The organism is Aliamphritea hakodatensis, assembly GCF_024347195.1.
Classification (GTDB): domain Bacteria; phylum Pseudomonadota; class Gammaproteobacteria; order Pseudomonadales; family Balneatricaceae; genus Amphritea; species Amphritea hakodatensis.
Genome location: NZ_AP025281.1, coordinates 887,130 through 906,601, shown reverse-complemented (window position 1 = coordinate 906,601; position 19,472 = coordinate 887,130). Strand labels below are relative to the sequence as shown.

Sequence of the window (19,472 nt, the reverse complement as noted above, 5' to 3'; positions counted from 1 at the left end):
CCCTAAACAAGCATCTTACGATAAACACTTAATGCCTGTACCTGATTGCTACCGGCAATTTCACACATTTCTGTTGCATGCAGGCTAGCCCCGAAACGCTCTGCAACACGGATACTCGAAAGATTTTCCGGAAGACACCGCCACTCCGCTTCCCTGACGCCAAAATCCCGTACCAGAACATCCGAAAAATACGTGATACAACGGTTAATAATGCCTTTCCCCTGGCTATTCTCCGCGATAAAACACCCCAACTCGGCTCTGCCATGAATGATAGACTTAGCCCCGAAAATACCGCACAACTGCCCCGAGACATACACTTTATACCAGGCAGACAACAACCCCGGCACTGCCACACGCTGGCGAATAAACACCGTAGTCGAAGATACATCGTTAACATCTTCTACCCAGGCTAAATACCTGCCCAGATACGAACGATTATCCCGTATCAGATCCCACAGTACTTGCGCATCACTTTCATGCAATGAAACCAGCACGATCTCATGATCAACAACCAGTTCAGAAGCATTCATAATCTTTACCTGCATACAATATTCCGCTTATAGTAACTGCTGACTGTCCTAAACCATAAAACAGAAACATGAAAGCATCCGCAATACATATCCTGGTAAAAACCAAACCCGAAGCAGAAAAAATCCTGAAACTACTCGATAAAGGCGAAGACTTTGCCAAACTGGCAAAAAAACACTCGATCTGCCCTTCAGCAAAACGCGGAGGTGATCTGGGCGAATTCAGAAAAGGCAAAATGGTAAAAGCCTTTGATGACGTGGTATTTAAAAAACCGGTTCTGAAAGTGCACGGACCGGTTAAAACGAAATTTGGCTACCACCTGATTAAAACCATCTACCGGGACTGATATCTTTTCATTCCGCTCATCCGTCTAAGCAACTTCTAACCAACCAACTCCTTTTGCTACAAACAAAAAACCGCTACAACATAGCGGCCTGTGTATTAATAAGAATCTTAAAGAGAGCCTTAATCAGGTGCCTGGCGGTGGAAGCATTTCCTGCAGATGCAGACGAAAAAAACCCTGCTACAAGGTAGCAACCTGTGCTTTATGAAGGGGCTTAATCAGGTGCCTGGCGATGAAAGCACTTTCTGCAGACGAAAAAAAACCTGCTACAGCGTAGCGGGTTTTCTTAATTAGATGCTTGGCGATGGAAGTCCCAGAGCCGGAGGCTCTGATCGTAAAACCGGGCCAACGCTGCGCGTCGTCTCATTCCGGTTTTACCCTACTCTACATGGGACATGAACGCGCAAGCGCGCCTCTTTATTTACTTCCCCATGCGAGCACTGGATTATCAAACTCGTAACATGAAAAAACCCCAGCCGCTTCGCGACTGGGGTTTCTCATATTAGGTGCTTGGCGATGACCTACTCTCACATGGGGAAGCCCCACACTACCATCGGCGCTAAGACGTTTCACTTCCGAGTTCGGTAAGGGATCGGGTGGTTCCATCTCGCTATGGTCGCCAAGCAAAAAAAGGTAACAATCTAAATCCTGTGTGCCTTATTCAGGCCGAGTCTTAAGCTTATGTTTCAAAACAATGTACAAACTCTAATCCGTCTCGCTTTTCAGCAAGCTCTTCAATGTATCTTCAGTTCTTGATCATGTTGCGTCTTCTCTGCAACCAAACGCTTTTGGCGTTATATGGTCAAGCCTCACGAGCAATTAGTACTGGTTAGCTCAACGCCTCACAACGCTTACACACCCAGCCTATCAACGTCCTGGTCTTGAACGGCTCTTCAGGGGACTCAAGGTCCCAGTGAGATCTCATCTTGAAGGGGGCTTCCCGCTTAGATGCTTTCAGCGGTTATCCTGTCCGAACATAGCTACCGGGCAATGCCATTGGCATGACAACCCGAACACCAGAGGTTCGTTCACTCCGGTCCTCTCGTACTAGGAGCAACTCTTCTCAAATCTCAAACGTCCACGGCAGATAGGGACCGAACTGTCTCACGACGTTCTAAACCCAGCTCGCGTACCACTTTAAATGGCGAACAGCCATACCCTTGGGACCGGCTTCAGCCCCAGGATGTGATGAGCCGACATCGAGGTGCCAAACACCGCCGTCGATGTGAACTCTTGGGCGGTATCAGCCTGTTATCCCCGGAGTACCTTTTATCCGTTGAGCGATGGCCCTTCCATACAGAACCACCGGATCACTAAGACCTACTTTCGTACCTGCTCGACGTGTCTGTCTCGCAGTCAAGCGCGCTTATGCCTTTATACTCGATGCATGATTTCCGACCATGCTGAGCGCACCTTCGTACTCCTCCGTTACTCTTTGGGAGGAGACCGCCCCAGTCAAACTACCCACCACACAATGTCCGCGATCCCGATAAGGGACCTGCGTTAGAACCTCAATAGTACCAGGCTGGTATTTCAAGATTGGCTCCACTCGAACTGGCGTCCAAGTTTCAAAGCCTCCCAGCTATCCTACACAAGTAATATCAAAGTCCACTGCGAAGCTATAGTAAAGGTTCACGGGGTCTTTCCGTCTAGCCGCGGATATACGGCATCTTAACCGCAATTTCAATTTCACTGAGTCTCGGGTGGAGACAGTGTGGCCATCGTTACGCCATTCGTGCAGGTCGGAACTTACCCGACAAGGAATTTCGCTACCTTAGGACCGTTATAGTTACGGCCGCCGTTTACTTGGGCTTCGATCAAGAGCTTCGCCGAAGCTAACCCCATCAATTAACCTTCAAGCACCGGGCAGGCGTCACACCCTATACGTCCACTTTCGTGTTTGCAGAGTGCTGTGTTTTTAATAAACAGTCGCAGCCACCTAGTATCTTCGACCCCCAACAGCTTAGAGAGCAAGTCTCATCACCGTCAGGGGCGTACCTTCTCCCGAAGTTACGGTACCATTTTGCCTAGTTCCTTCACCCGAGTTCTCTCAAGCGCCTTGGTATTCTCTACCTGACCACCTGTGTCGGTTTGGGGTACGATTTCTTGTTATCTGAAGCTTAGAAGTTTTTCCTGGAAGCATGGCATCAACCACTTCGTCCAAAAGAGGACTCGTCATCAACTCTCAGCCTTAGGGAACCGGATTTTCCTAATCCCCCAGCCTACAGCCTTAAACACGGACAACCAACGCCGTGATGGCCTAGCCTTCTCCGTCACTCCATCGCAATAACAAGAAGTACAGGAATATTAACCTGTTTCCCATCGACTACGCCTTTCGGCCTCGCCTTAGGGGTCGACTCACCCTACCCTGATTAGCATTGGATAGGAACCCTTGGTCTTCCGGCGGGGAGGTTTTTCACCCCCCTTATCGTTACTCATGTCAGCATTCGCACTTCTGATACCTCCAGGATGCCTTACAGCTTTCCCTTCAACGGCTTACAGAACGCTCCTCTACCACGCAGACAAGCTGCGTCCGTAGCTTCGGTGTATGGTTTGAGCCCCGTTATATCTTCCGCGCAGGCCGACTCGACTAGTGAGCTATTACGCTTTCTTTAAAGGGTGGCTGCTTCTAAGCCAACCTCCTAGCTGTCTAAGCCTTCCCACATCGTTTCCCACTTAACCATAACTTTGGGACCTTAGCTGACGGTCTGGGTTGTTTCCCTTTCCACGACGGACGTTAGCACCCGCCGTGTGTCTCCCATAATTGCACTCTACGGTATTCGGAGTTTGCATCGGGTTGGTAAGTCGGGATGACCCCCTAGCCGAAACAGTGCTCTACCCCCGTAGGTGAGATATGAGGCGCTACCTAAATAGCTTTCGAGGAGAACCAGCTATCTCCGAGCTTGATTAGCCTTTCACTCCGATCCACAAGTCATCCGCTGGCTTTTCAACGACAGTCGGTTCGGTCCTCCAGTTGATGTTACTCAACCTTCAACCTGCCCATGGATAGATCGCTCGGTTTCGGGTCTAATCCCAGCAACTATACGCCCTATTAAGACTCGGTTTCCCTACGGCTCCCCTAAACGGTTAACCTTGCTACTGAAATTAAGTCGCTGACCCATTATACAAAAGGTACGCAGTCACAGAACAAGTCTGCTCCCACTGCTTGTACGTACACGGTTTCAGGTTCTATTTCACTCCCCTCACAGGGGTTCTTTTCGCCTTTCCCTCACGGTACTGGTTCACTATCGGTCAGTCAGGAGTATTTAGCCTTGGAGGATGGTCCCCCCATATTCAAACAGGATATCACGTGTCCCGTCTTACTCGATTTCACTGCGTATAAGTTTTCGTATACGGGGCTATCACCCACTACGGCCGCACTTTCCAGAGCGTTCTACTAACTACAACACAGCTTAAGGGCTGGTCCCCGTTCGCTCGCCGCTACTAGGGGAATCTCGGTTGATTTCTTTTCCTCCGGGTACTTAGATGTTTCAGTTCCCCGGGTTCGCCTCTCTAAAGCTATGTATTCACTTAAGAGATACCCAGCTTATACTGGGTGGGTTTCCCCATTCGGAAATGTTTGGATCAAAGTCTGTTTACCGACTCCCCAAACCTTATCGCAGGTTACCACGTCCTTCATCGCCTCTGACTGCCAAGGCATCCACCGTGCACGCTTAGTCACTTGACCATATAACCCAAAAGGGTCTGATTCAAAGTAACTGATAAAACTTCATAGCCAACTGTTAAACAGTTAACGCTGAAGTAACGATACATTTACGCCGGATTAGCGCTTGTACATTTGTCTTACTTAATTCTCGTTTTTACAGGATTTAAATTGTTAAAGAGCGTTTTGTCTAAAAAGACAAAAGGTAATCAACAAACCCGAAGGGTTATTCATTAGCTTTTGTGTTCTCAACAAAGCATTTAAGTACTGACCGTTCTTCGGGGTGAAGAATGGTGGAGCTATGCGGGATCGAACCGCAGACCTCCTGCGTGCAAAGCAGGCGCTCTCCCAGCTGAGCTATAGCCCCAGTACTTACTCTACAACTGATCAGATAATTCGTGTGAACGCTTGCTAAGAATCCGCTATCGTTTAAGGAGGTGATCCAGCCCCAGGTTCCCCTAGGGCTACCTTGTTACGACTTCACCCCAGTCATGAACCACACCGTGGTAACCGCCCTCCCGAAGGTTAAGCTAGCTACTTCTGGTGCAATCCACTCCCATGGTGTGACGGGCGGTGTGTACAAGGCCCGGGAACGTATTCACCGTGACATTCTGATTCACGATTACTAGCGATTCCGACTTCATGGAGTCGAGTTGCAGACTCCAATCCGGACTACGACCGGTTTTGTGAGATTAGCTCCCCCTCGCAGGATTGCAGCCCTCTGTACCGGCCATTGTAGCACGTGTGTAGCCCTACTCGTAAGGGCCATGATGACTTGACGTCGTCCCCACCTTCCTCCGGTTTGTCACCGGCAGTCTCCTTAGAGTTCCCACCCGAAGTGCTGGCAAATAAGGACAAGGGTTGCGCTCGTTACGGGACTTAACCCAACATTTCACAACACGAGCTGACGACAGCCATGCAGCACCTGTCACTGCGTTCCCGAAGGCACATCAGAATCTCTTCCGACTTCGCAGGATTTCAAGAGTAGGTAAGGTTCTTCGCGTTGCGTCGAATTAAACCACATGCTCCACCGCTTGTGCGGGCCCCCGTCAATTCATTTGAGTTTTAACCTTGCGGCCGTACTCCCCAGGCGGTCTACTTAGTGCGTTAGCTGCGCCACTAAGACATCAAGTGTCCCAACGGCTAGTAGACATCGTTTACGGCGTGGACTACCAGGGTATCTAATCCTGTTTGCTCCCCACGCTTTCGCACCTCAGCGTCAGTATCAGACCAGGTGGTCGCCTTCGCCACTGGTGTTCCTTCCTATATCTACGCATTTCACCGCTACACAGGAAATTCCACCACCCTCTTCTGTACTCTAGTTATCCAGTATCAGGTGCAGTTCCCAGGTTGAGCCCGGGGCTTTCACATCTGACTTAAATAACCGCCTACGCGCGCTTTACGCCCAGTAATTCCGATTAACGCTCGGACCCTCCGTATTACCGCGGCTGCTGGCACGGAGTTAGCCGGTCCTTCTTCTGCAGTTAACGTCACAGTATGCACGTATTAAGTACACACCTTTCCTCACTGCTGAAAGTGCTTTACAACCCTAAGGCCTTCTTCACACACGCGGCATGGCTGCATCAGGCTTGCGCCCATTGTGCAATATTCCCCACTGCTGCCTCCCGTAGGAGTCTGGGCCGTGTCTCAGTCCCAGTGTGGCTGATCATCCTCTCAGACCAGCTACGGATCGTCGCCTTGGTAGGCCATTACCCCACCAACTAGCTAATCCGACGCAGACTCATCTGATAGCGCAAGGCCCGAAGGTCCCCTGCTTTCCCCCGTAGGGCGTATGCGGTATTAATCCAAATTTCTCTGGGCTATCCCCCACTACCAGGCAGATTTCTACGCGTTACTCACCCGTCCGCCGCTCGTCAGCAAAGTAGCAAGCTACTCTCTGTTACCGCTCGACTTGCATGTGTTAAGCCTGCCGCCAGCGTTCAATCTGAGCCATGATCAAACTCTTCAGTTTAATTTTTTCGACACCGGAATTTGGTGTCTTAAATCTAGCTCAAAGTTACACTAACTTTCATAAAAACATCTTAAATGAATTCACGTGTTTGTCCGAAGACAAAAGTTGCTTACTTTGATAAAGCTTTTGTGCTTCATCTCAACAAGCGCCCACACGAATTATCTGATCAAATTGTTAAAGAGCGTTGCTTAAAACCACTTTCGCAACCGGTGTAACCGTCGTTGCTGTCGTCTCAAGCGAGGTGCGTATTCTACTCAACACCCGGTGGAAGTCAACGGTTATTTTCAGAAGATTTTGATTAATTCCGAAGAACTTATCAAAACCGGAAAACACCTTTTTCGTTCCGGTCGAATCAGCTAACTCACACTTCAAAACAATTTGTTTTTCAGTGGCTTATTCTGACTCTCATTAAGTTTGCTTAGCTGCGTTGCCGCTGCCCTGCGTCTCAATGTGGGGGCGTATTATAGGGACGCAGCCAAAAGTGTCAACAGGCTTCTTGCAGAAAGCTGAAATTAGTTTTTGCGCTGCAACAAGTACCTGTTCCGGCACAACTTATATAGCTAAACAGCAGGCATAAAAAAACGCAGCCTTCGGCTGCGTTTTCTGTAGATCAGTTAATCACTGTAACTGTATCAGTAGTAAAACAGGTGATGCTTCTTCTTACCTACCTTCACCATGAAGAACTTACCGTGCATCGCATTGGCCTGACTGAAAATGCCTGCTGCATTCATATTCGCATCCATTCCCAGGCTTTCACCATTTACCAGTACAGCATTACGCTGCAGAGCATCTTTAATTTGCTTACCGTTCCCCATATCAGCCTGCGATAATAACTGAGTCAGCGGCTGCTCAAATACAGCACTGTCCGCAGCCATCATTTCTTCAAATGAACTGGATGGCATCCCGTCCTGCGCCAACTGACTTAAATCATCAGCACTCAGGTCAGACAGGTCACCACTGAACAGCGCACCGGTAATACGCTTGGCAGCTGTTAAACCGGCTTCGCCGTGTACCAGACGGGTAACTTCTTCCGCCAGAATGCCCTGCGCCTGAGGACGCCCCTGAGCCGCAGCGTCTTCCGCTTCGATACGCTCAATGTCTTCAATAGAGAGGAAAGTGAAGTATTTCAGGAAGCGGTACACATCTGCATCAGCAGTTTGCAGCCAGAACTGGTAGAAAGCATACGGCGATGTTTTGTTGGCCGATAACCAGATCGTGCCACTTTCAGTTTTACCGAACTTGGTTCCGTCAGACTTGGTGATCAGCGGCAGGGTCAGACCGTATGCTTTATTACCGTTCATCCGGCGTGTCAGTTCAGTACCCCCGGTGATATTACCCCACTGGTCTGAACCGCCAATCTGCAGCGTACAGTCATGCGACTTATTTAACTGCTGGAAGTCATAAGATTGCAGAATCATGTAGGTGAATTCAGTAAAGGAGATACCTTCACCTTCACGGTCAATCCGCTGCTTAACTGATTCTTTGGCAATCATCTGGTTTACGGAGAAATGCTTACCGACATCCCGCAGGAATGTCAGGATGTCCATATCTTTGGTCCAGTCCAGGTTATTGACAACTTCTGCCGGGTTTTCTGCAGCATCAAAATCAATAAACTGACTGACCTGAGCCTTCAGTTTTTCAACCCAGTTACCGACGGTCTGGTCATCATTAAGTTTACGCTCCTGAGCTTTAAAGCTCGGATCACCGATAAGACCGGTCGCTCCGCCTACCAGCGCTAACGGTTTATGACCTGCCTGCTGAAAACGCTTCAGCGCTAATAACGGTACCAGGCTGCCGATATGCAGGCTGTCTGCGGTCGGATCAAAGCCACAATAAAGCGTAACAGAACCTTCTGCCAGGTGTTTTTCCAGCTCTTCTTCGCTGGTCATCTGCGCGATTAAGCCACGCGCATTCAGGTCCTGTAACAACGTTTTTTCTGTCATTGCCGCTTTCTTCCGGTTGCATTAGATAAAATTAGGCCGGCTATTTTACCTCAGCTTTTGTTGCAGACAACTTAAATCCGGCTATTTATTCGCCAAACAGGCCATAAATCTCTCAAATAAAGAACTTTTTCACCAATATGGAATCCCAGGTTTAGCCAACGGGCATTTCATTGGATATACTACCGGCAGACTGCGTTATACAAGGGGAGCACAGGACTTTGGGTACAGTTCGGCACATTGCTAAGTTTTTTCCTACGACACATCTGGCTGCTGTTGCCATTTGTACTCTGGTTATCGGCACCACTCTGGTCTTTCTGCCAGAAAGCAATGCTCAACAGACACAGACTCTGCCAGTTACCATCAACGAAGATACTGCCAGCGCGGTGACCGGCATTCTCGAAGAGAATGATATTGCCGTCACTGCTGCACAGACTGAGTTACAACTGGCCCTTGCCGAGACCGCAGCCAAGCCGCCCGCAGCAGGCTCAGCCACACCGGCAACAGAAACCGATGCGCCTCAGCCAGAACGCATGGTCGTGGAAGCCGTCCCCCTTGAAGACGAATGGCAGGACTTCAAGGTCAGCAACGGTGACAGCCTTTCCGGAATATTCATTAAAGCCGGCCTGACCGCCACGGATGTTTACCGTGTTACCAACGCAGTCAAAGAGAGCAAGGCGCTTTCACGAATTTACCCGGGCCAGACCCTGAGCTTTCTGATTAAAGATGATCAGCTTGTACAGTTACGCCATGTTAAAAGCCAGCTGGATACAGCGGTTATTACTAAGACCAAAGACAGCTATATTCTTGAAGAAGTAACCCGCAAGCCTGAAACCCTGCAACGCTTTGTTACCGGCACGATTAACAATTCACTGTTCCTGGATGCACAACAGGCCGGTTTATCTAGCCGCATGATCATGGAACTGGCCGCCATTTTCGGTTGGGATATCGACTTTGCGCTGGATATCCGCAAAGGTGATTCATTCAGCCTTGTATATGAAGAAAAGTTTCTCGACGGCAAAATGATCGGTGAAGGCAATATTCTTTCCGCCCAGTTCACTAACCGTGGCGATATGTTTACCGCATTACGCTTTACCGACAGTAAGGGCAAAAGCAGCTATTACACGCCGGACGGCAAGAGCATGCGCAAAGCCTTTTTACGTACGCCTATCGATTTTGCCCGCATCAGCTCCCGCTTTAACCTGAAGCGTAAGCACCCGGTCCTGAAAACTACCCGCCCACACAGAGGCACCGATTACGCAGCCCGTACCGGCACACCGATCAAAACATCCGGTGACGGCAAAATCATCTGGCGCGGTAAAAAAGGCGGTTACGGTAATGCGGTTATCGTTCAGCACGGCGGCAATATCACAACGCTGTATGCACACATGTCTAAATTCAAAAAAGGCCAGAAAGTGGGCAGCCGGGTTAAGCAGGGACAGGTTATTGGCTACGTAGGCTCAACCGGCCTGTCTTCCGGTCCGCACCTGCATTATGAGTTCCGCGTTAATGGCGTTCACAAAAACTCTCAGACGGTGAAGTTACCGCAGGCTAACCCGGTACCGAAATCTGAGCGTAAGCTGTTTGACGAAGTTGCTTCGGACGTAATTGCTAAACTTGAGACTTACAAAGCGACTCAGTTAGCCTCGACTGCCAACTAAACGCAGACACACACTTTCAGGGACTAAAGATGCCGGCATCCGTTTATATTGGTTTAATGTCCGGCACCAGCCTGGATGGAATTGATGCTGTTGCAGTGAGCTTCGAACCTCACTTCAGACTTCTGGGCACCCACAGCGAAACCCTCCCCGAATCCCTCAACCAGAACATTCGCAGTTTGCTGGCGCCGGGGGACAATGAAATTGATCGCCTTGGTATGCTTGATCTTGATCTGGGTAAAGCCTTCGCCGGTGCCAGCAATAACCTGTTGGCCAAACACAAATTAGCCCATGCTGACATTCGCGCGATTGGCAGCCACGGCCAGACAATCCGCCACCGCCCTGAACACCACTTCACCCTGCAAAGCGGCGACCCGAATACGATTGCCGAACACACAGGCATTATGACAATTGCCGATTTCCGCCGCCGGGATATGGCCGCAGGCGGTCAGGGCGCACCACTGGTACCGGCTTTTCATAATGCCCTGTTTCACAGTCCTGAGACCAACCGGGTCATTGTCAATATTGGCGGTATGGCCAACCTGACGGTATTACCTGCCTGCCCTGATGCTGAGGTTCTTGGCTACGACACAGGTCCGGGCAACGTGTTAATGGACAGCTGGATTCATGAACATCAGCAACTGAGTTACGACAGGAACGGAAACTGGGCCGCTCAGGGAAATGTTATTCCGCAGTTACTTGAACAGATGCTGTCACTGCCGTTTTTCCATGAGCCCGCCCCCAAGAGTACCGGCCGCGAGCAATTTAACCTGATCTGGATCCAGCGAATGCTGACACTGCTTGATCAGGCACCCAACAACACCGATGTACAGGCAACCCTCGCCGAACTGACCGCCACCAGCATTGCGATGGCAATCCGTTCCCACGGGCTTGAAACAGCAGAGGTCTATCTGTGTGGCGGGGGGAGTCATAACCGGCATTTACAGCAACGGATTCAGGCCCTCCTGCCCGGTTACACGGTGGCAACGACTGCCGCACTGAATCTGCACCCTGACTGGGTTGAAGCCGTGGCATTCGCCTGGCTTGCCAAACAGACTCTGGAGAATCTGCCGGGGAACATGCCAACCGTGACCGGCGCATCCGGCTACCGGATACTCGGGGCAATTTATCCTGCTTAATCCGTGCTTTTATTCAGACATAAAAAAACCGCGACCAAGTCGCGGTTTTTTTTACGGTAAATTGCGGATCAGATAGAGAAAGATGATCCACAGCCGCAGGTAGTCGTTGCGTTTGGATTGTTAATCACAAACTGAGATCCGGCCAACCCTTCTTTATAATCCACTTCTGCGCCCGCCAGATACTGAAAGCTCATCGGATCCACAACCATGGTTACACCATCGTTTTCGATCGCAGTGTCATCTTCAGCCATTGCATCATCAAAGGTAAAACCATAAGAGAACCCGGCACAGCCGCCACCGGTAATATACACACGCAGTTTCAGGTCGTCGTTCTGCTCTTCCTGAATAAGGCTCTTCACCTTAGCTGCAGCCGAATCAGTGAAAGCCATCGTTGGCTCCTGATACGTTGATTCTGACATAGCTACCTCACTCACATTCTTTCACAGGCCTGGCTCAAGGCCCTGTTAATCTGGACGGCATTATCCGCTTAACCCAGTAAAGAGGTCAAGTATTTTCCCGACCCCGTCACCGCTGGCACAGTTCTGTCTTTTATTATGGCATCATACCGACAGCACGCAGACCTTCATTTTCCGCGATACCGCACATAATGTTCATATTCTGGATGGCCTGACCCGCCGCACCTTTTACCAGGTTGTCGATAGCAGACAGAACCACCACAGTGTCATCGTTTTGCGGACGGAAAACACTGATCCGGCAGATATTGGCACCTTTCACACTGCGGGTTTCCGGGTGGCTTCCTGCAGGCATCACATCCACAAACGGCTCATTGGCATACCGCGCTTCAAACAGTTCCTGCAAACCATCCACCGGATCTTTCAGCGTAGCATACAGGGTTGCGTGGATACCGCGAATCATTGGCGTCAGGTGCGGCACAAACGTCAGACCAACGGGCCGGCCGGCGGCTTCACTCAGCCCCTGCTTGATTTCCGGCAGGTGACGGTGTCCGGAAACCCCGTAGGCTTTCATACTTTCACTGGTTTCACATAACAGCGCACCGACATTTGCACCACGGCCAGCACCACTGACACCTGACTTGCAGTCAGCAATCAAACGACGGTGATCAATCAGATTATTCTCGATCAGCGGCAGGAAACCCAGCTGAGCGGCTGTCGGGTAACACCCCGGGCAGGCGATCAGCTGTGCGGATTTAATCGCTTCACGGTTCACTTCCGGCAGGCCGTAAACAGCCATCGCCGCCGCCTCAGGGGAGGTATGTTCCATACCGTACCACTGTGACCACAACTCCAGATCCTTAATCCGGAAATCTGCCCCCAGATCAATCACCTTAACGCCGTTTGCCACCAGCTCCGGTGCCATTTTCATTGCCACACCATGAGGGGTGGCAAAAAATACCACATCGCACTGACTCAGTGTCGATACATCAGGCACGGTGAAACGCAAATCGTAGTGTCCGCGCAGGTTTGGGTACATATCGTCAACGCGCACGCCTTCTTCAGATCGGGAGGTAATTACCTCAACCTTCGCCTGAGAATGATTCGCCAATAACCTGAGTAACTCCACACCGGTGTAACCGGTGCCGCCGACAATACCTACTTTTACCACTTTAGCCTCACAATACACGTCACGGTTTGATACAGTGGTACATGATACAAATCCTCGCTGACCTTTACTATCGCAGAATGCTGAAAAACATTTTTTCCTTCGAACATTTTCGTCACCGTCTGGCTCATGCTGAAGCCCTCCCTCAACTTGTGCTTCTGGGGATCTTCTCCGGGCTGGTCACCGGCATGCTGATTCTGGCCTTTCGACTGGTTATAGAACTCCCCCTGTCTGAATGGCTGCCGGGGGGCGACACTGAAAACTTTGAAGACCTGCCCCGCTGGCTGCACTTCGCGCTGCCCATTTTTGGCGCCATCGTACTCGCCGCTATTTTTTACAGACTGGCTCCGGCGACCCGCAAGGTCGGCATCGTCCATGTAATGGAACGTCTGACCTATCATCAGGGGCATCTGCCAGCCAGGAATATGTGGTTACAGTTTGTTTCAGCAGCGGTTGCCATTCTCAGCGGACACTCCGTTGGCCGTGAAGGGCCGGCGGCACATCTGGGTGCCGCCTGCAGCAGTCTGCTGGGTCAGGTACTACATCTGCCGAATAATTCATTACGCTTACTGGTTGGCTGCGGTGTGGCCGCAGCTATTTCCGCCGCATTTAATACCCCTCTGGCCGGGGTTATTTTTGCGATGGAAGTGATCCTGCTTGAATACACCGTCATCGGTTTCACGCCGGTACTGGTGGCATCAGTCACGGCGGCCCTGCTGGTAAAGTCGGTTTACGGCCACGATGCTGACTTCGACATTCCGGCCCTGCAAATCCAGTCGCTGAATGAAATACCGCTGGTGATTTTGCTGGGCTTCGTCATTGCACTTATTGCTGCAGGCTTTATGCGGCTGATGCTATACAGCCAGAAGAGCGCAGCATGGCCGATGACTTACCGGTTACTGCTGGCCGGTCTGCTCACAGGCATTGCAGCACTGTTTTATCCACAGGTGATGGGCATCGGCTATGACACCATCAGCGAAGCATTACAGGGTAACTTCACCTTATCACTCCTGATAGGCATGCTGATTGCCAAATGTTTACTGACCCCGGTTGTACTGGGGCTGGGCATCCCCGGCGGCCTGATCGGTCCGACCTTTTACATTGGCGCGCTAACCGGCGCAGCTTTCGCGTTGCTCACCGCCGGCATGGCCGGACCGGAACATTCAGAGGTAGGGCTCTATGCAATGCTGGGGATGGGGGCCATGATGGGGGCCGTACTGAACGCCCCGCTCGCCGCCCTGATTGCATTACTGGAACTGACCGCCAACCCGAATATCATATTCCCCGGCATGCTGGCCATTGTCGTGGCCAGCACCACTGTCCGCTATGTGTTCAAACTGCCATCTATTTTTCTCGCCACGCTGCAAAATCAGGGGCTGGATTACCGGCACGAACCTCTGAGCCAGGCACTCTCCCGCATAGGTGTAGCCAGTATGTTGCAAAGCACGGTCCAGTTATCATTCAACTGCAACCTCACGGCAGCTAAGCATGCATTACAGCAAGAATCACAATGGCTGCTGCTCAGCAATAAAGAACCGGACAGCATTCTCCTGCCCGCCGACCTTGAAGCCTATATCAGCGAACACCCGGAGGACGCAGACCAGGATATCGATCTGATGGAAATCCCGGCGCTTCGCAGGGATGTTGCACCACTGAGTATCAAGGCAAGCCTGAAAGATGCGCTGGACAAAATGAATCACGATCAGTTGGATGCCCTTTACGTCTGCCACCTGAATCAGCAGATCGCCGGTATCATTACCCGTGATCAGATCGAACATATGTACACTCAAAAGCTGCACAACTGACCCCCCGGTAACGATGGCCATCAGCCCTTATAGTGATATTTAGCCGCGTCGGCGGCTGAACATCCGTGCTGAACTGAAGTATGATTTACCCCCGTTCCTCCCAAGCATCACCCACTGACAGGACACGATATGAATACCCGCTCCCCAGATTCCCGCCTGCACGGACTTTATGGCATCACCGACAGCAAACTGATGCCTGATCTGGAAAGTATGCTTTCGCAGGTTGAAGCCGCATTACAGGGGGGCTGCGGCATTATTCAGTACCGGGATAAATCCGCCGATACTGAATTGCGACACCGGCAGGCAGCTGCGCTTCTGGCGCTGTGTCACAGGTACAACGGCCTGTTACTGATCAACGATGATATCGCGCTGGCTAAAGCTGTTTCAGCGGATGGCGTGCATCTTGGCCAGGGAGACGGCAATCACCAAAGTGCCCGTCATGAACTGGGGCCTGACGCGATTATCGGCATTACCTGCCATGACAGTCTGGAACTGGCCGAACAGGCCTGTGCCTGCGATGCGGATTACGTTGCCTTCGGTGCATTCTTTGCTTCCCAGACAAAACCGGACGCCAAACCGGCCCCAATGCACCTGCTTCATGACGCAAAGCAAAACCTGCCTGTTCCGGTAGTAGCGATAGGCGGTATTACTGTGGATAATGCACATCAGATTATTGACGCCGGAGCGGATATGCTGGCTGTGGTAAACAGTTTATTCAGCGCAGAAGACATCACCGCCCGGGCAGAAAGCTTTCAGCAGCTGTTTCGCGAATAACACAGCTGCCGGCTTTTCCGTCACGAAATATACCGGATCTGCTCTGTGACCATGTCACAGCGCAAAATAAGATTTCAATTTTAACAGGCCTTACCTTAAGGCATCTGCATAGAGAAACCGACATGTCACGTTCAGAATCGCTGTTTCAGGCTGCCCAGACCCACATCCCCGGCGGTGTAAACTCGCCGGTACGCGCCTTTAAAGGCGTCGGTGGCACACCGATTTTCTTCAAACGCGGTGAAGGCGCTTACCTGTTTGATGAAGACGATAAACAATATATCGACTACGTAGGCTCCTGGGGACCAATGATCCTCGGCCACGCCAACCCGGACGTGCTGAATGCCGTGCGCGGCATGATCGACAGCGGGCTGGGCTTCGGTGCACCTACCGCCATCGAAATTGACATGGCCGATAAAGTCTGCGAAATGATGCCAGGCATGGATCTGGTTCGGATGGTGAACTCCGGCACAGAAGCCACTATGAGCGCAATCCGACTGGCACGGGGTTACACCGGCCGGGATAAAATCGTTAAATTCGAAGGCTGCTACCATGGCCACTCTGACTCGCTGCTGGTTAAAGCCGGTTCCGGCGCCCTGACACTGGGGGAGCCTAACTCTCCGGGTGTACCGGCCGCACTGGCTGAACACACCATCACCCTGACGTACAACGATCTGGATAACGTGCGTGAAGCGTTCGCCGCTGCCGGCGATCAGATCGCCTGCATCATCGTAGAACCGGTTGCCGGTAACATGAACTGCATCCCGCCTGTTGAAGGTTTCCTGCAAGGGCTTCGCGACATCTGTGACGAATACGGCACCGTCCTGATTCTGGATGAAGTGATGACCGGCTTCCGGGTTTCCCTGACCGGTGCTCAGGGTTACTACGGTGTCATCCCTGACCTGACCACCATGGGCAAGGTCATCGGCGGCGGCCTGCCAGTCGGTGCATTCGGCGGTAAGCGGGAGATTATGGAACACATTGCGCCACTGGGCCCGGTATACCAGGCAGGCACTCTGTCCGGTAACCCGATCGCCATGGCTGCCGGCCTGACCATGCTGAACGCCCTTGAAGAAGAAGGCTTCCACGAACGCCTGAGCGCCAAAACAGAATTGCTGGCTGAAGGCCTGGAAAGCATGGCACTGCGCCACAACGTACCTTTCACCACTAACTACGTGGGCGGCATGTTCGGCCTGTTCTTCACCGATCAGGAGAGCGTTACCTGCTTTGCCGATGTGATGAAGTGCGACACCGATAAGTTCAACCGTTTCTTCCACGGCATGCTGGAGGAAGGTATTTATCTTGCACCGTCTGCGTTCGAAGCAGGCTTCCTGTCTGCGGCGCACAGCGAAGCCGATATTGAAGCGACAATTGAAGCGGCCGGCCGCGTATTTGCCAAGCTGTAACAATGACCTCTGTGACACTGTTACTGCTGACCCTCAGCAGTGGTTACTCCGCAGTCTGGCAACATCGCCAGACCGCTGACCCGACTGCAGGCATTAATCAGCAGGTGCTGGCGCTCAGCAGCCTGTTTATTGCCCTGTCTGCAGCGGCTCAGCTGTTAATTGGCACGCAAAGCGAAGACCTCTTCACACTGCGGCAAATGCTGGAAAATCTGGCCTACTTTGCCGGTATTCCGCTCATCGCCACCGCCGCGGTGGCCCTGAGCCTGGAGAAAGTCTGGACAAAGCCTGCCTGGGGACGCTGGCTGATCGGCCTGTTTGCCTTCTTCGAACTGCTCCGGCAAATGCAGTACGGTACACAGTACGCACAACTGATCGCTCTGGCCGCTTCCGCTGCATTGCTATACGCAGCAGTCCGGCAACCACAGGCTCACAACCGGCAGCTACTGCTGGCAGGAAGCGCACTGGTTGCAGCAGGCTTAACGGCTTTCAGTCAGGGTGCGCTGCTGACACACTGGCAGGACCCGGCACTGTTCAGCGCCTGTTTGGCGATGGGTATTCCGATGCTGTTTATGGGCAACCGGCGCCGCTGACAACACCTGTTAAAAAAGGGGATCACTGATCCCCTTTTTTATTTGCCCGGCCCTTATGAACGGCCACCGGCAATCTTATCGCATAACCCCTTAGGCACCAGAATCCAGGCATTCGCCTGACGATCACTGGTTGAATGGCCGGAACAGCTCAGACCATTTGAACGGCAACCGTTTTCACCGGCCTTGGCAATGCCGTAACATTTCTCATACTTCGTTTTCCCACTGCTACTCACCGCTTTCTGGGTCTCTTTGCTGGCCGAAGACGCAGGCTGGGCGGCAGCGGCCTGGCTACCCGACTGCGCTTCTACCGTTGCACAGCCCTGCAAAGCAACGGCAGAGAGTAATGCCAAGGCAAGTTTATTTTTATCTTTCATTTTCCTGACTCCTGTTGAATATCCAGTCCTGACTTAATCATTTCAGCCCGACTGATTAGAAAACACATCTGCAGTGATGCAGTACTGATAAGCCTCCTGTACGGAGAAATCGGCGAAGTGCTGTAACACCTCTTCATACGTACTCATAAAATCATTACCCGCCGCCAGCAGCTGTATAAACAGAAAGAGAGCCGGATCAAGCCCGGTCACGCCTATTTCACCACTGGGCAAACGCTGAATCAGCAACTGAGCCTGCCGGCCCGGTAACACATGCTGTTTCGTTAATCCTCCATTCTGTGCTAACTGCCAGTACCCCAGCGCCTGGGCATCCACTGCCAGCAACTGCACACCGGGCAGCAGATAAAACCGCACCTTACACAATGCTTCTGCATCCATCCCCGCCAGCGCATCGGCGGCCAGCGGCGTCTGATCAGCGGCATAAAAACACTGCTGCGCAGCCCGCTCAATCCGCGCCAGATCAATTAATGGCTGCTGATCAGCAAGGGCCTCATCCTGCGCCATCACCTCGGCAAAACCTTCACCAAATGTCCAGGCCTCCGGCTTCGCCATGGGCCGCTGCTGGCAATAACTGACACACACCCGGGTAAATTCATCTTCCTCCAGTTGCGCTGCCAGTATCGGATAAGCAGCCGTCAGCAACTCTCTCAGCGTCAGCCCCAGATGATTGGCATAGATATTCATACGGTCGGTGGCCGACACTTCAGAGGACACCAGCGACGGAGCAAAGTCCGTTAACTGCCGCTGCTTGAGGGTAGCTATAAAACTGTTTTGTAATTCAGCCAGCATGAACACAGCCTCCCTGAATCTGCGCGGCAATTGCTGCCTGATCCAGCAGCACCTGAAGGTCAGGCATCTGACTGTCCCACTCAATCAGACTGGGAAGCACACCAAAACGCTCGGTTGCCTGGCGATACAGTGCCCATACGCCGTCTGCCACTTCGGCATCATGACTGTCGATAATAAAAGGCTGCTGATTGATCATTTTATGGGTGGCACCTGACAAATGAATTTCCGCCACACTGCCTGCCCGGATCCCGGCAATAAAATCTTCCGCCCCGAAACCATGATTACAACTGTTCACCGCAACGTTATTCACATCCAGTAACAACTGACAACCGCTTCTCGCAGTCACTTCATTCAGGAAATCCCACTCGGTCATTTCTGACCCGGTAAACGTGACATAGCTGGAAACATTTTCCAGTATCAGTGCCCGGCCCAGATACTCCTGTACCTGCTGAATACGGGAAACCAGATGCTCAATCACCCCGGCCGTGAAAGGTAACGGGTAAAGATCCGGAAAATACTCGCCGTTATGCCGGCTCCAGGACACATGATCCGATACAAGGAAAGGCTCATACTGTTCGATCAGCTGTTTCAGGGATGCCAGATATTCCATATCCAGCGGGTCCGTTGAGCCCACCGACAGACCCACACCGTGCAGCGACAACGGGTAATGGTCACGGACACGCTGCAAAAAATAATGATTCGGGCCACCGGGGTTAAAATAATTTTCACTGTGAACTTCAAACCATCCGACGGAGGGCGCCCGGTCAATAACAGCCTGATAATGAGCCTGCCGTAACCCAAGGCCTACTGAAGCTGTTTCATTCACCTGCATAAAAACTCCTCTGCACTGCAACTGCGTCCTCAGCACAAAAGCAGAGATGCTTTCATGCAGCA

The 19,472-nt window shown here is 51.7% G+C and carries 14 protein-coding genes, 1 tRNA gene and 3 rRNA genes; 7 read left to right on the top strand and 11 right to left on the bottom strand.

All coding sequences use genetic code 11. The features are described 5' to 3' along the window. Window positions 1–2 precede the first annotated feature (2 nt). Window positions 3–545, bottom strand: coding sequence for a GNAT family N-acetyltransferase (locus PCI15_RS04080; RefSeq protein WP_271273089.1), 543 nt, complete (start codon window positions 543–545; stop codon window positions 3–5). Between the two features lie 53 nt (window positions 546–598). On the opposite strand from PCI15_RS04080, the gene PCI15_RS04075 reads away from it, so the two are divergent. Then, a complete protein-coding gene (locus PCI15_RS04075) occupies window positions 599–874 on the top strand; it encodes a peptidylprolyl isomerase (RefSeq protein WP_271273088.1) in 276 nt (91 codons plus the stop codon). Between the two features lie 505 nt (window positions 875–1,379). On the opposite strand, the gene rrf is transcribed toward PCI15_RS04075, so the two are convergent. The 5 genes from rrf to tyrS all read right to left on the bottom strand — a co-directional run bounded on the left by rrf (window position 1,380) and on the right by tyrS (window position 8,450). After that, window positions 1,380–1,495, bottom strand: a 5S ribosomal RNA gene (gene rrf, locus PCI15_RS04070). 174 nt (window positions 1,496–1,669) lie between these two features. Continuing rightward, window positions 1,670–4,559 (bottom strand): 23S ribosomal RNA (locus PCI15_RS04065). A 267-nt stretch (window positions 4,560–4,826) separates the two neighbouring features. Continuing rightward, window positions 4,827–4,902: transfer RNA gene (locus PCI15_RS04060), tRNA-Ala, on the bottom strand. 63 nt (window positions 4,903–4,965) lie between these two features. Further along, window positions 4,966–6,507 (bottom strand): 16S ribosomal RNA (locus PCI15_RS04055). Together the 16S, 23S and 5S rRNA genes with 1 tRNA gene alongside form the textbook arrangement of a ribosomal RNA operon. A 632-nt stretch (window positions 6,508–7,139) precedes the next feature. Further along, window positions 7,140–8,450 (bottom strand): tyrosine--tRNA ligase, encoded by a 1,311-nt coding sequence (gene tyrS, locus PCI15_RS04050; RefSeq protein WP_271273087.1) that lies wholly within the window; start codon window positions 8,448–8,450, stop codon window positions 7,140–7,142. Between the two features lie 218 nt (window positions 8,451–8,668). Between tyrS and PCI15_RS04045 the strand changes: the two genes are divergently transcribed. Both PCI15_RS04045 and PCI15_RS04040 read left to right on the top strand, forming a co-directional pair. Then, entirely contained in the window at window positions 8,669–10,108 is a 1,440-nt protein-coding gene (locus PCI15_RS04045) for an OapA family protein (RefSeq protein WP_271273086.1), read from the top strand. Window positions 10,109–10,137: 29 nt separating this feature from the next. Further along, complete coding sequence (locus PCI15_RS04040; RefSeq protein ID WP_271273085.1) at window positions 10,138–11,244, top strand: anhydro-N-acetylmuramic acid kinase; 1,107 nt, start codon at window positions 10,138–10,140, stop codon at window positions 11,242–11,244. A 68-nt stretch (window positions 11,245–11,312) separates the two neighbouring features. On the opposite strand, the gene erpA is transcribed toward PCI15_RS04040, so the two are convergent. Together erpA and argC are read right to left on the bottom strand one after the other, a co-directional pair. After that, entirely contained in the window at window positions 11,313–11,663 is a 351-nt protein-coding gene (gene erpA / locus PCI15_RS04035) for an iron-sulfur cluster insertion protein ErpA (RefSeq protein ID WP_205659439.1), read from the bottom strand. Window positions 11,664–11,796: 133 nt separating this feature from the next. Further along, window positions 11,797–12,828 carry an N-acetyl-gamma-glutamyl-phosphate reductase gene (argC, locus tag PCI15_RS04030; RefSeq protein WP_271273084.1) on the bottom strand — a complete coding sequence of 344 codons (1,032 nt, stop codon included), beginning with the start codon at window positions 12,826–12,828 and terminating at the stop codon, window positions 11,797–11,799. Between the two features lie 41 nt (window positions 12,829–12,869). Here argC and PCI15_RS04025 point away from each other — a divergent pair, with 41 nt between their 5' ends. From PCI15_RS04025 to PCI15_RS04010, 4 genes are all read left to right on the top strand, one after another. Next, on the top strand, window positions 12,870–14,630 hold the full coding sequence (locus PCI15_RS04025) for a chloride channel protein (RefSeq protein ID WP_271273083.1): 1,761 nt from the start codon (window positions 12,870–12,872) through the stop codon (window positions 14,628–14,630). Window positions 14,631–14,759: 129 nt separating this feature from the next. Continuing rightward, complete coding sequence (gene thiE / locus PCI15_RS04020) at window positions 14,760–15,404, top strand: thiamine phosphate synthase (protein WP_271273082.1); 645 nt, start codon at window positions 14,760–14,762, stop codon at window positions 15,402–15,404. A gap of 122 nt (window positions 15,405–15,526) precedes the next feature. Next, on the top strand, window positions 15,527–16,807 hold the full coding sequence (gene hemL / locus PCI15_RS04015; RefSeq protein WP_271273081.1) for a glutamate-1-semialdehyde 2,1-aminomutase: 1,281 nt from the start codon (window positions 15,527–15,529) through the stop codon (window positions 16,805–16,807). A gap of 2 nt (window positions 16,808–16,809) precedes the next feature. Further along, entirely contained in the window at window positions 16,810–17,397 is a 588-nt protein-coding gene (locus PCI15_RS04010; protein WP_271273080.1) for a hypothetical protein, read from the top strand. Window positions 17,398–17,450: 53 nt separating this feature from the next. Here the strand turns inward: PCI15_RS04010 and PCI15_RS04005 are convergent, their stop codons facing one another. Genes PCI15_RS04005 through bufB form a run of 3 tightly spaced genes read right to left on the bottom strand, consistent with a single transcriptional unit; the run spans window position 17,451 to window position 19,410 of the window. Continuing rightward, on the bottom strand, window positions 17,451–17,771 hold the full coding sequence (locus PCI15_RS04005; RefSeq protein WP_271273079.1) for a BufA1 family periplasmic bufferin-type metallophore: 321 nt from the start codon (window positions 17,769–17,771) through the stop codon (window positions 17,451–17,453). Window positions 17,772–17,813: 42 nt separating this feature from the next. After that, window positions 17,814–18,578: an HvfC/BufC family peptide modification chaperone gene (locus PCI15_RS04000; RefSeq protein ID WP_271273078.1), complete on the bottom strand. Its 765-nt coding sequence runs from the start codon at window positions 18,576–18,578 to the stop codon at window positions 17,814–17,816. Beyond that, entirely contained in the window at window positions 18,568–19,410 is an 843-nt protein-coding gene (gene bufB, locus PCI15_RS03995; protein ID WP_271273077.1) for an MNIO family bufferin maturase, read from the bottom strand. Before bufB ends, PCI15_RS04000 begins: the two co-directional genes overlap by 11 nt. Window positions 19,411–19,472 lie beyond the last annotated feature (62 nt).